The organism is Actinoplanes sp. NPDC023936, from assembly GCF_040639325.1.
Classification (GTDB): Bacteria; Actinomycetota; Actinomycetes; order Mycobacteriales; family Micromonosporaceae; genus Actinoplanes.
Window position 1 is genome coordinate 26,034 of sequence record NZ_JBEZZR010000043.1, and the last position, 12,110, is coordinate 38,143.

Consider the following 12,110-nt stretch of genomic DNA (forward strand, 5'->3'; position numbering starts at 1 on the left):
AAGCTTAGTGGCCCGGTCCGGTGCGGCTCGCGGCACCTCGGCAGCCGGCCTGCCGAGCCCTCCGCCGGTCGATCTCGTCATCCGATCGGCGTCGGGGCATCGTGGGTCCTCGTCACCCGCACGAGAACTTTCGCAACCCGTCTGGATGTTTTGGACATAACTCCGTTTTCCCCTTGAAAGCCACCCCGTGGCACACAGGAGGAAGCAGTGGAGATCTGGGATCCGTTGGCCGGTGCGCTCGTCACGCAGCTGATCAACGTGATGGTGGCCGCGCTCTGCGGAGTCCGTTTCCGCCGGTCGAATGCGGATGACCTCGCGGATCCGGGGCAGCCGCCGGATGAGCGGTGGCTCGAGCTTCGGATGAGCTGGCACCGTGGCCAGGGCGGCGAGCGCTCCGGCCACGGCGCGCGCTCCGACTGCGGCGAGCGTCCCGACCACGGCGCGCGCTCCGACTGCGGCGAGCGTCCCGACCACGGCGCGCGCCCCGACCACGGCGCGCGCCCCGACTGCGGCGAGTGCGGTGGTCGGGGCGAGAGTGGACCGGACGAGCCGGCATGGTGACCGAGACCGCCGCCCAGGCGCTGAGCGGCAGCGACCCGCTCGGCGCCGATTTTCCGGAGTTCTACCGCGAGGTCGCGCCCGGCTTCCACCGCCGGGCGCGGGCCCGCGGCCTCAGCGAGCACGACGCCCACGACGTGGTCCAGGAGGTCATGCTCAAGATCCTCGCGCGCTGGCACAAGGTCGGTGCCATGTCGCCAGGTGACCGATTCGGATACGCGTCTCGGGCTCTGCGGCACGCCGTCACGGACGTCTGGCGGCGGCAGCAGCGGGACTCCGATCTCGGGATGCGGCTGGGGCGCGAGCTGCGGGCACACGGTGATCCGGCCGGGATCGACCCGGCCGAGACGCATCCGGCCTGGACCGATTCGGCAGGCGCGGAGGCGGTGCGGCTGGTCGGCACGCTGACCGGCCGTCAGTACCAGGTCATGGTGCTGGCGCAGGAGGGGCTCAAGCCCCGCGAGATCGCCGCTGAGCTCGGCATGCGGAACTCCGCCGTGAGTTCGCATCTGCACGAGGCCCGCCGGAAGTTGATGACGAAGCTTCAAGCTTGGAAGGACAGCGGCCGTGAAGAATGAGTCCCTGCTGACGACCGACGAGCACGAGCTGTTGCGGCGCGCGCAGGACGAGGCGCTGGCCGGGATGACTTTCGACGTCGAGGCCGGGTTGGCCGATCTTCGCGAACGTGCGCGCCGGCCCGCCGCCCCGGCCCGGCAGCAGGCCCGGTGGCGGGAACGGCTCCGGTTGCGGGTGGGCACGACGGCCGGGCTCGCGGCGCTCTTCGCCGCGGTGACCGGGGGCGGTTTCGGGGTGGTGGCGATGCAGGCGCGTACCGAGAGTCCGCAGGTCAGGATGCCGGACGCGCCGGCGCAGCCGGTCACTCCGGCGGTGCCGCCTACCGGATCGGCGCATCCCTCCGCCCGGTCACACGGGCCGATCGGCGACCGATCGGCGACGCCCACTCTTCGAGACCACGATCCCGATCAAACGCTTGGGGGTACGCCCGCCGCCACCGGCACCACGGCAGCGCCGCCGGTTGCCGGCCCGATCGTCGGCGACCCGCCGGTTCCCGCTCCGACGACGAGCCCCACCGACGCACCGCCCCCCGCGGCCGCGCTCCCTGCGGCGACCTCGCCCGCCGCGGCCGGGAGCGCTGCGCCTGGGACAGCTGCGGCCGGGAGCACTGCGGCCGGGACAGCCGCAGCGGGGCCGGCCGCGGAGCCGTTCGCGGTGCACTACGCGGCGATGTCGCTGACGCTCCCGGTCGACGACGAGCAACCGCAGGCGATCGACCTCGACGAGCCCCGCACCACGGCCGGTGGCGACGGCGCTGTGGCGATCTCGGCCGTTCCGGACACCGGCGACCTGCTCCTGGAACCCGCCGATGACGTGCAGGCGGCCACGGTCGACGCCGCCGGTGTCACGCCGGACGAGTGCGCCGCGGCGATCCGCGACGACCCGGCCGGCGACACGCCCCTGAAGCTCCGGGACGACCGGACATACTGCCTGCTCACGCCCGGTGAGAAGGTAGACGGGGACACGCTGGTGCAGCTGACCGTCGACGAGAAGGACGACGAGGCGGACGAGGTCGTCGTCCACCTGAGCGCGTGGAACGTGGGGGCCTGAGAACTCAGACGGCCTTCGCGAGGGACTGGTACTCGTCCTCGGTCAGCTTCACGTCGGCGGCCGCGAGGTTCTCCTCGAGGTGGGTGACCGAGGACGTGCCAGGGATCGGGACCATCACCGGGGACCGCTGGAGCAGCCATGCGAGCGCGAGCTGACCGGTGGTCGTACCCGGATGGGCCTTGGCAATTGATTCGAGCGGACCGCCCGGGCGAGCCAGCGTGCCCGCGTCGACCGGCGCCCACGGGATGAACGCGATGCCCTGCTCGGTGCAGTAGTCGAGAAGGTCCTCGGCGCGCCGGTCGCCCAGGTTGTAGCGGTTCTGCACCGAGGCGACCGGCACGCCGGCGGCCTGCGCGGCCTTGACCTCTTCGACCGAGACCTCGGAGAGGCCGACCTGCTTCGCCAGCCCTTCGTCGACGAAGGAGCGGAGCACATCGAACTGCTCGTCGCGGGGGACGAGCGGGTCGATGCGGTGCAGCTGCCACAGGTCGATCTGCTCGACGCCGAGGCGGCGCATCGACATCAGGATGCACTGGCGCAGGTACTCGGGGCGGCCGACGGCCTGCCAGATGTTCGGGCCCTGCCGGGTGAAGCCGCCCTTGGTCGCGATCACCACGTCGCCGTAACCGGTGCCGTCGTGCAGGGCGTCGCGGATCAGGTTCTCCGACACGTCCGGGCCGTAGGAGTCGGCGGTGTCGACGAACGTGACACCGAGCTCGACGGACCGGCGAAGCACCCGGATCGCCTCGTCAGGGGAGGACGGCGGGCCCCAGACGCCGGGACCGGTGATCCGCATGGCGCCGAAGCCCAGCCGGTGCACGCTCTTGCCGCCCAGGTCGATGGTGCCGCTGTTGGAGAGAGTCATGAACTCAGGTCTACCCCGTGACGTCGGCTCGGCCCCGTACTTTTGACAAGCGTCACGCACGCAGAGCCGGCATGGCCTCGGTGAGCATGGCGTGCCAGTCCGGCAGCGGGTCGACGCCGGAGCCCGCCCACCAGCGGTCGTGGCCGAGCACGCTGTAGGCGGGGCGGCGGGCCGGCCGGATGAACTTGTCGCTGGTCGTGGGGCGTACTCGATCGGGGTCGTGCCCGGCCAGGGCGAAAGCCGCCCGGGCCAGGCCGAACCACGTGGTCGAGCCGGCCGCGGTGCCGTGATAGGCGCCCGGTGCGGCGTCCGAGCGGCCCAAGGCGGCCAGTTGCCGCGCCAGGGCGAACGACCACGTCGGCGGGCCGACCTGGTCGTCGACCACGTCCACGGCGTCCCGTTCGGTGGCCAGCCGCAGCATGGTCCGCACGAAGTTGGGGCCGTGCTCGCCGTAGAGCCACGCGGTCCGCACGACGTATCCGCCGGCCGCGAGGACCGCCTTCTCGCCGACCGCCTTGCCGCGGCCGTAGGCGTTGAGCGGCGCCTGGGGCGTCTCCTCGGGGATCGGCGAGGTGGCAGTGCCGTCGAAGACGTAATCGGTGGAGATGTGGATGAGCCGGTTGCCGAGGACCGACGCGAGGCCGGCCACCGCGTGCCCGTTGACGGCGGTGGCGGCCTCCTCGTTCGACTCCGCGCCGTCCACATCCGTCCAGGCCGCCGCGTTGATCACGACATCCGCGCCGTCGGTGGCCGCCCGGACCGCTGCCAGATCGGTGATGTCCAAGTCGGCGCGACCCAGAGCGACGACGTCGTCACCCGCTAGGGCTTTCTGCAGGTCCTGGCCGAGCATGCCGCCGGCCCCGGTGATCAGCCAGCGCATCAGAGGGCGCTCCGGGACTTGAGCGGTTCCCACCAGGTGCGGTTGTCGCGGTACCAGGCGACGGTTGCGGCCAGTCCGTCGTCCAGGGTGACCTGTGGCTCGTACCCCAGCTCGCTGTTGATTTTGGAGATGTCGAGCGAGTAGCGCCTGTCGTGTCCCTTACGGTCGGTCACCAGCTCGACACTGTCCCAATCGGCGCCGCACGCGGCGAGGAGACGCTCGGTGAGCTCGCGGTTACTCAACTCGGTGCCGCCGCCGATGTTGTAGACCTCGCCGGCGCGACCCTTCTCCAGGGCCAGCTGGATGCCCCGACAGTGATCGGACACGTGCAGCCAGTCACGAACGTTGCCGCCGTCGCCGTAGAGCGGCACCTTCTTGCCGTCCAGGAGGTTCGTGACGAAGAGCGGGATGACCTTCTCCGGGAACTGGTGGTGCCCGTAGTTGTTGGAGCAGCGCGTGACCACCACGTCCATGCCGTGTGTGCGGTGCGCGGCCAGGGCCATCAGGTCGGAGGCGGCCTTGGAGGCGGCGTACGGGGAATTCGGGGCGAGCGGCCAGGTTTCGGTCCACGAGCCGTCGTCGATCGAGCCGTACACCTCGTCGGTGGAGACGTGCACGAACCGGCCGACCCCGGCGGTGCGGGCCGCGTCCAGCAGCACCTGCGTGCCCAGCACATTCGTGGTGACGAACGGCACGGCGGAGTTGATGGACCGGTCGACATGGGATTCGGCGGCGAAATGCACCACCACGTCATGACCGGGCAGCAAGTCGTGCAACAGGTTTGAATCAGTGATGTCGCCCTGCACGAAATTGAGTCGGGGATCCGACACCGGGAGGTTTTCGCGATTACCCGAATAGGACAACAGATCCAGAACGGTCACCGAGGCACCGGCCGCACCGGGGAACTCGTCCTGCAAGAGGGCCCTGACGTAGGCCGATCCGATGAAGCCGGCACCACCGGTTACGAAAATCTGCACGGGTGGGGAGTGTAGACGCTGGCACCCACTGTTTAGGGTTCCCCAGTGCGTGGAATCTTGTTGGCCGGAGGAACCGGCTCCCGACTCTGGCCGATTACCAAGGCCATGTCCAAACAGCTTATGCCCATCTTCGACAAACCGATGATTTACTACCCGCTGACCACTCTGGTATCGGCCGGGATCCGGGAGATCCTCGTCATCACCACACCCGAGGACCAGCCTCACTTTGAGCGACTGCTCGGTGACGGAAAGCAGTTCGGACTCTCGCTCACCTACGCTCAGCAGCCCAAACCGGACGGGATCGCCCAGGCCTTCCGGATCGGCGCCGACTTCATCGGGGACGAGCCGGTGGCGCTGATCCTGGGTGACAACATCTTCCACGGCGTGGGGCTCGGGCGGCAGTTGTCCCGGTTCGGTGAGCCGGCCGGGGGGCGGATCTTCGCTTACCCGGTGGCCGATCCGGAGCGCTACGGTGTGGTGGAATTCGACGAATCGGGCAAAGTGCTCTCCATCGAGGAGAAGCCGGAGCGGCCGAAGTCGACGTACGTGGTGCCCGGCCTCTACTTCTACGACGCCGACGTGGTGGAGATCGCCGGAGGCCTGACGCCCAGCGCGCGCGGCGAGCTGGAGATCACCGCGGTGAACGAGGAGTACCTGCGGCAGGGCCGGCTCGACGTGACGGTGCTGGACCGGGGCACGGTCTGGCTCGACACCGGGACGTTCCAGTCCATGGTGCAGGCCTCGGAGTACGTGCGGGTGATCGAGGAACGCCAGGGCCTTAAGATCGGCTGCGTCGAGGAGGCGGCCTGGCGACTCGGCTTCATCTCCGACGATCAGCTGCGTGAGCTGGCCGAGCCTCTGCTCAAGAGCGGTTACGGCGAGTATCTGGTCCGGCTACTGAGCGCAGGACGTTTCGGGGGTTCGTTGTGAAGATCAGCGGGGGAGTGCTGTGAAGATCCGTCCACTGACCATCGAGGGCGCCTTCGAGGTGACGCCGGTGCAGCACGGCGACGCCCGGGGCTCGTTCCTCGAGTGGTACCGCTTCGATCACCTGGCCGCGGCCGTCGGCCATCCGCTCGATCTCGCTCAGGGCAACCTCTCCGTCTCAGCGCGTGACGTCGTCCGGGGGATCCATTTCGCCGACGTGCCGCCGGGGCAGGCGAAATATGTGACGTGCGTCAAGGGCGCGGTGCTCGACGTCATCGTGGACATCCGGGTGGGCTCGCCGACGTTCGGCGCGTGGGAGTCGGTGCGCCTCGACGACGAGGAACGCAAGGCGGTGTACCTGGCCGAAGGGCTCGGGCACGGGTTCTGCGCGCTGACCGAGGGTGCCACCGTGGCATACCTCTGCTCGACCGAGTACCGGCCCGGCCGCGAGCACGGCATCCACCCGCTCGATCCCGAGCTGAACATTGCCTGGCCTGCGGAGACGCCGCTCCTGTCGGGCAAGGACGCGCAGGCGCCGTCGCTCGCGGAGGCCCGCGCGAACGGTTTGCTGCCGCGCTACCAGGAGTGCCAGAACTACGCTGAGTCACTGCGTCGGAATCACTACAGCCGTACGTCCTAAGTGGGCGATTGACCGCCTGAGGGGCGGGTGGTAGCCGGGTGGTCCGGAAGCGGTTTCGGGAGGGGGTTCGAGATGTTCAATCTAGATATTTCGGACAGGTCCGGTTTGGACTACTTGCAACGCTATGCCTCTCGGCCTCATCCGATCCGCCATTCCTGTCGAACGGAAAGATGAAGCGCGATCGTGCGTGGGTCAGCAGTCTGTCTGGTGTGTCTCATGGGTTTCCGCCCAGGGAAGATTCCAGTCTGATGTCCGGCTCGGGGAAAAACGGACCAAAGGTTGATCGCAGTCGATACGGGGGCATGGGCGTGCAGACAATCGAATCAGTGGAGACCCTGGATCTCGCTGAAGAGGCACGACAGCTCAGTTCCCGCCCGCGGGCCGCCGGGGCCCGTGCCGGATGGCAGGGCCGATATGCCCGGCGGCTCTACCTCATCGACTTCGTGGTCGGTTTGTGCGCCGCGTCCTGGGCGCTCGTTCTGCGATTCGGCTCGACCGGAACCGAGCCGTACAACCGGGGATACCTGCTCATCACGGCGGTCCTGCCGCTGGCCTGGATCGCCTGTCTCGCGATGAACCGGGCCTACGAGCCGCGTCACCTATTCGTGGGCACCGACGAGTACGCGCGGGTGTTCCGATCCGGATTGGCGCTGACCGCGGGTCTCGCCATTGTTTCCTTCATGTTCGACCTCCGTTTGGCGCGCGGCTACGTGATTATCGCGATGCCGCTCGCCATCGCCGTCGATATCTTCGCGCGGTACCTCGCCCGCCAGATGTTGCACCGTTCCTGGGCGCGCGGCGAACGGCTGCACCGGGTCATTCTGGTCGGGCACGAGCGAGCCGTCGCCGACATGGCCCGCCGGCTGAGCCGCGAGCGCTACCACGGCCTCGGTGTGATCGGCGCCTGCCTGCCGCCCGGCGTCACCCGCAGCCGGTTCGTGGAGGGCATGCCACCGATCTACGGCACCTTCGACGGCGTCGCCCTCGCGGTCAGCCGCGCCGACGCCGACACCGTCGTCGTCCTCGCCTGCCCGGAGATCGACGGGGCCGCGCTGCGCCGGCTCGCCTGGCAGCTCGAACGCGACGAGACCGACCTCATCGTGGCCAGCACGCTGGTCGACGTGGCCGGCGACCGGACCACGATCCGCCCGGTCGACGGCCTGCCGATGCTGCACGTCGAGCACCCGCGGCTCAAGGGCAGCGCCCGGGTCGTCAAGGACGCCTTCGACCGGATCGGCGCGTTCCTGCTGCTGCTGTTCAGCTCGCCGGTGCTGATCGTGCTGGCGATGCTGGTCAAGTTCGCCCCCGGCGGCCGTGGCCCCGCGATCTTCCGGCAGGAGCGGGTCGGCAAGGACGGCAAGCTGTTCGTGCTCTACAAGTTCCGGACCATGGTGGTCGACGCCGAGGCGCGCCTGCTGGAACTGCAGAAGGACAACGAGACCGACGGCGAGCTGTTCAAGATCCGGGAGGACCCGCGGATCACCTCGGTGGGCCGCTGGCTGCGCCGGTACTCGCTGGACGAGCTACCCCAGCTGGTGAACGTCCTCAAGGGCGACATGTCCCTGGTCGGCCCGCGCCCGCCGCTGGCCCGCGAGGTCGCCGGTTACCCGGCCGACATGCGCCGCCGGCTGGTCGTCAAACCCGGCCTCACCGGCCTGTGGCAGGTGTCGGGACGATCCGACCTCTCCTGGGAGGAGTCCATCCGGCTCGATCTGACCTACGTCGAGAACTGGTCCATGGCCATGGATCTGGCGATCCTGGCCCGTACGGTGAGCGCGGTCGTCCGCAGCTCGGGAGCCTACTGATGAACAACCGTCCCCGCCTGACCGTCATCGGCACCGGATACCTCGGTGCCACCCACGCCATCTGCATGGCCGTCATGGGCTTCGAGGTCGTCGGCGTCGACGTCGACCCCGGCAAAGTGGCGAAGCTGAACTCCGGCGAGGTGCCGTTCTTCGAGCCGGGCCTGCCCGAGCTGCTGACCAAGGCGCTGGAGACCGGCCGGCTGCGGTTCACCGCCGACTTCGCCGACGCCGGCGCGTTCGGCGACGTGCACTTCATCTGCGTGGGCACGCCGCAGCAGAGGGACTCGCCGGCCGCCGACCTGACCTATGTGGACGCCGCGGTCACCTCGCTGGCGCGCCATCTCACCCGCCGCGCGCTCGTCGTCGGCAAGTCCACCGTCCCGGTCGGCACCGCGGCCCGGCTCGCCGAGCTGATCCGCTCGATCGCCCCGGCCGGCGACCAGGTCGAGCTGGCGTGGAACCCGGAGTTCCTGCGCGAGGGCTTCGCCGTCGACGACACCATGAAGCCGGACCGGATGGTCTTCGGCGTCACCTCCGCCTGGGCCGAGGAACAGCTGCGTTCCGCGTTCCAGCCGGTGCTGGCACAGGGCGTACCCGTGAAGGTCACCGACCTGCAGACCGCCGAGCTGGTGAAAGTCGCCGCGAACTCGTTCCTCGCCACCAAGATCTCCTACATCAACGCGATGGCCGAGATCTGCGAGGTGACCGGCGCGGACGTGCACGACCTCGCCGAGGCCCTCGCCTACGACGAGCGGATCGGCGGCAAGTTCCTGCGCCCCGGCCTCGGCTTCGGCGGCGGCTGCCTGCCCAAGGACATCCGTGCGTTCACCCACCGGGCCGAGGAACTCGGTGTCGGCCAGGCCGTCGGGTTCCTGCGGGAGATCGACGGGATCAACAGGCGCCGCCGTGCCCGTACCGTCGATCTGGTCGTGGAACTCTGCGGCGGTGACGTCGCCGGCAAGAAGGTGGCCGCGCTCGGCGCCGCGTTCAAGCCCAACTCCGACGACATCCGGGACGCGCCCGCGCTCGACGTGGCCGCCACCCTCGCCGGGATGGGTGCGCAGGTGGTCGTCTACGACCCCGCCGCGATGGACAACGCCAAGAAGCAATACCCCCAACTTGGGTACGGGGAGAGCGCGCTGGCCACCGCACAGGACGCGGACGTGGTCGTGCTGCTGACCGAGTGGACCGAGTTCCGCGAGATCGACCCGGACACGATGGGCGCCGTGACCGCGCAGCGCCGGATCGTGGACGGGCGGCACGCTCTGGACGCGGCCCGCTGGCGTGGGGCCGGCTGGGAGTACCGGGCGCTGGGCCGCCCATAGCAAAATGGGGCGCCTCTCAATGAGGCGCCCCATTCACTGTCGTCAGGGTTTCTTGATCGCGATCAGGGACTTGGTGAGGCCCGCGAACCGCTCAGAGATCAGCTGAGAGTGCGGGAAATAGCTGCGCATCTGCGTCTTGTCCAGCAGTTCCACCCAGAGCACCGAGTCGATCGCGCCGGTCTTGTCGGCCGGCGGGGTGTGCACCAGCGGCCACTTGCGCGCCATCACGGCCTGGGCGGCGTTCGGCAGGAACTGCATGCCCGGCGCCACGAAGTGCGGCTCGATCGGGAAGTACCGGTACGGCGTCTGCACCCAGTGCGCGTCGGCGAGCGAGTGCACCGCGTCGGCCAGCCGCATCCGGCGCTCGTGCCCGCCGACGTGCTCGATCACCGAGTTCGAGAAGACCAGGTCGTACCGCCGCTTGCGGATCGCCTCGGGCAGATCGCAGGCGTCGCCGAAGTCGACCTCGGCCCACGACGGCACCTCGCCGTTCTCCAGGCCGGTCTCGCCCTCGAGATTGACGATGTGCACGTGCTTCGGGCGGACGGCCGCGGTCACCCAGCTGCTCGCCCGGCCACCCAGGTCGATGACGGACATCTCGGCCAGATCCGGAAACTGCTGCGACAGCCAGCCGCGGCGTTTCGTTCGCATCCGGTCGCCCAGGGAGCCCGGACGGTCGACGATCTGCCAGCGCAGAGATTGGACACCCACGGGGATGAACCCTACGGGTCACAGGAAGTCAAAGGTGTAGTCGTTCGTCCGGTTCTTTTGGGCCGATCGAAGCATCCCTTGCGCGCGCGGGGACTGGTGGAATTGCGGCGATAAGCATCAGCGAGGGGAGTGCGGTCTGTGAAGCCCAGCGGCGAGACGGTGGCGGTTGTCGTCGTCACGTACAACAGCGCACGCCTGCTGCCGGAGCTGATCGCCTCGCTCGGGCCCGGCCTGGACGGCCTCGACTGGCACCTGACAGTGGCCGACAACGCGTCCGCCGACGACAGCGCCGCCGAGGTGCGCCGGCTGGTCCCCTCGGCGCGGGTCGTGGAGATGGGCCGCAACGCCGGATACGCGGCGGGCATCAACGCCGCCGTGGCCGCGGCCGCCCCGCACACCGCGATCCTGGTGCTGAACCCGGACATCCGCCTGCGTCCCGGCTGCGGCCCCACGCTCGTCGCCAACCTGCGCCGCACCGCCGCCGGCATCGTCGTGCCCCGGCTGGAACGCGGCGACGGCTCCCCGATCGCGGTGCTGCGCCGCGAGCCGTCCGTCCCGCGGGCGTTCGGTGACGCGCTGCTCGGCGCCCAGCGGGCCGGCCGTTACCCGCTTCTCGGCGAGCTGGTCGTCGGCGACGAGCACTACCAGCGCGAGTCCGCCGCCGACTGGGCCGCCGGCTCCGCCATGCTGATCTCCCGCGAGTGCTGGGACGCGGTCGGTCCGTGGGACGAGTCGTTCTTCCTCTACTCCGAGGAGACGGAGTACTCGCTGCGCGCCCGCGACGCCGGCTACATCACCCGGTTGGCGCCGGACGCCCTCGCCGTGCACCTGGAGGGGGACTCCAAGGTCTCGCCGCGGTTGTGGGCGCTGCTGACGGTCAACCGGGTGCGCCTCTACCGCCGCCGGAACCGGGCGGTGAGCACGGCCGCCTACTGGTCGGCGCTGGTGCTGCGCGAGGTGTCCCGGTCGGTGCGCGGCAACCAGGCCAGCCGGGCGGCGGCGGCGGCGCTGCTGAGCCCGCAGCGGATGCGCCAGACCCCGGGCCCGACGTGGGGCTTGTCGCCGGAGCCGAGCCGCCGGCCCTGAGCGGCAGGCGGCGGCCCCGATGTGGGGCTTGTCGCCGGAGCCGAGCCGCCGGGCCTGAGCGGCAGGCGGCGGCCCCGACGTGGGGCTTGTCGCCGGAGCCGAGCCGCCGGGCCTGAGCGGCAGGCGGCGGCCCCGAGGCGAACGGGCGCTGGTCTCCCGGCAAGCTCGTGGGCGTGTGGAGTTCGGGCGCGGCGGTGTGGAGTTCGGGCGCGGCGGTGTGCGGAAAAGCTGTGGACGCCCTTGTGCATCGCGGGCCTATCGGCGCCGACCTCCGGACAAAGCGCGATAAGTCCGGCGCGGGGGCGGATGGCGGTGGCGGCGCTGGGGCGGCGTGGGGGCGGCACAGCGGCGGCGTTGGGGGCGGCACAGCGGCGACGCGGGTGAGCTCACGGCGGACATTGATCGTGTGCGCTCAGTGGCATTGCGCGAGGCCGAGCCGTAGCGCAGGCAGATTATTCGGCCGGATGACATGCGTCCGCTACGGCTCGCGCCGGCCGGCCGTAGCTCAGACCTGTGATCACGCCCGGATAGCATGCGCCAGCTACGGCTGGCTGGACCCGGCCGTAGCGCAGGCAGGTTATCCGGCCCGATGACATGCGTGAGCTACGGCTCGTGGCGGGCGTGGCGGCGGTTTACCTGCGTGGGCTACGGCTCGCGGGGGACGTGGGCGCGGTTGAGCTGCGTGGGCTACGGCTCGCGGCGGGCGTGGG

The 12,110-nt window shown here is 70.0% G+C and carries 12 protein-coding genes; 8 read left to right on the forward strand and 4 right to left on the reverse strand.

What is annotated here, in order from left to right; genetic code table 11:
• Positions 1-207 precede the first annotated feature (207 nt).
• From AB0F72_RS35850 to AB0F72_RS35860, 3 genes are read left to right on the forward strand one after another with little or no spacing between them, the layout of a single operon-like run.
• Entirely contained in the window at positions 208-561 is a 354-nt protein-coding gene (locus tag AB0F72_RS35850; protein WP_360441330.1) for a hypothetical protein, read from the forward strand.
• Positions 555-1,136, forward strand: a complete 582-nt coding sequence (locus AB0F72_RS35855; RefSeq protein WP_360441333.1) for a sigma-70 family RNA polymerase sigma factor — start codon at positions 555-557, stop codon at positions 1,134-1,136. Before AB0F72_RS35850 ends, AB0F72_RS35855 begins: the two co-directional genes overlap by 7 nt.
• Positions 1,126-2,184, forward strand: coding sequence for a hypothetical protein (locus AB0F72_RS35860; RefSeq protein WP_360441336.1), 1,059 nt, complete (start codon positions 1,126-1,128; stop codon positions 2,182-2,184). The genes AB0F72_RS35855 and AB0F72_RS35860 overlap by 11 nt, the downstream gene beginning before the upstream one ends.
• A gap of 4 nt (positions 2,185-2,188) precedes the next feature.
• Here AB0F72_RS35860 and AB0F72_RS35865 read toward each other — a convergent pair whose 3' ends face one another.
• The 3 genes from AB0F72_RS35865 to rfbB are packed head-to-tail and all read right to left on the reverse strand — an operon-like array spanning position 2,189 to position 4,906.
• Positions 2,189-3,049 carry an aldo/keto reductase gene (locus tag AB0F72_RS35865; RefSeq protein ID WP_360441339.1) on the reverse strand — a complete coding sequence of 287 codons (861 nt, stop codon included), beginning with the start codon at positions 3,047-3,049 and terminating at the stop codon, positions 2,189-2,191.
• A gap of 52 nt (positions 3,050-3,101) precedes the next feature.
• The gene (gene rfbD, locus AB0F72_RS35870) at positions 3,102-3,929 is read right to left on the reverse strand and encodes a dTDP-4-dehydrorhamnose reductase (protein ID WP_360441342.1); all 828 of its coding nucleotides are present in this window, start codon (positions 3,927-3,929) and stop codon (positions 3,102-3,104) included.
• Positions 3,929-4,906, reverse strand: coding sequence for a dTDP-glucose 4,6-dehydratase (gene rfbB, locus AB0F72_RS35875; RefSeq protein WP_360441345.1), 978 nt, complete (start codon positions 4,904-4,906; stop codon positions 3,929-3,931). Before rfbB ends, rfbD begins: the two co-directional genes overlap by 1 nt.
• 45 nt (positions 4,907-4,951) lie before the next feature.
• Here rfbB and rfbA point away from each other — a divergent pair, with 45 nt between their 5' ends.
• From rfbA to AB0F72_RS35895, 4 genes are all read left to right on the forward strand, one after another.
• The gene (gene rfbA / locus AB0F72_RS35880) at positions 4,952-5,836 is read left to right on the forward strand and encodes a glucose-1-phosphate thymidylyltransferase RfbA (RefSeq protein WP_360441348.1); all 885 of its coding nucleotides are present in this window, start codon (positions 4,952-4,954) and stop codon (positions 5,834-5,836) included.
• A gap of 19 nt (positions 5,837-5,855) precedes the next feature.
• Positions 5,856-6,473, forward strand: coding sequence for a dTDP-4-dehydrorhamnose 3,5-epimerase (gene rfbC, locus AB0F72_RS35885; RefSeq protein WP_360441351.1), 618 nt, complete (start codon positions 5,856-5,858; stop codon positions 6,471-6,473).
• A 302-nt stretch (positions 6,474-6,775) separates the two neighbouring features.
• Entirely contained in the window at positions 6,776-8,278 is a 1,503-nt protein-coding gene (locus AB0F72_RS35890; protein ID WP_360441354.1) for a sugar transferase, read from the forward strand.
• A complete protein-coding gene (locus AB0F72_RS35895; protein WP_360441357.1) occupies positions 8,278-9,603 on the forward strand; it encodes a UDP-glucose/GDP-mannose dehydrogenase family protein in 1,326 nt (441 codons plus the stop codon). The genes AB0F72_RS35890 and AB0F72_RS35895 overlap by 1 nt, the downstream gene beginning before the upstream one ends.
• 42 nt (positions 9,604-9,645) lie before the next feature.
• On the opposite strand, the gene AB0F72_RS35900 is transcribed toward AB0F72_RS35895, so the two are convergent.
• Positions 9,646-10,314 (reverse strand): class I SAM-dependent methyltransferase, encoded by a 669-nt coding sequence (locus AB0F72_RS35900; RefSeq protein ID WP_360441360.1) that lies wholly within the window; start codon positions 10,312-10,314, stop codon positions 9,646-9,648.
• Between the two features lie 138 nt (positions 10,315-10,452).
• Between AB0F72_RS35900 and AB0F72_RS35905 the strand changes: the two genes are divergently transcribed.
• Positions 10,453-11,400 carry a glycosyltransferase family 2 protein gene (locus tag AB0F72_RS35905; RefSeq protein ID WP_360441363.1) on the forward strand — a complete coding sequence of 316 codons (948 nt, stop codon included), beginning with the start codon at positions 10,453-10,455 and terminating at the stop codon, positions 11,398-11,400.
• The last annotated feature ends 710 nt before the right edge of the window (positions 11,401-12,110 follow it).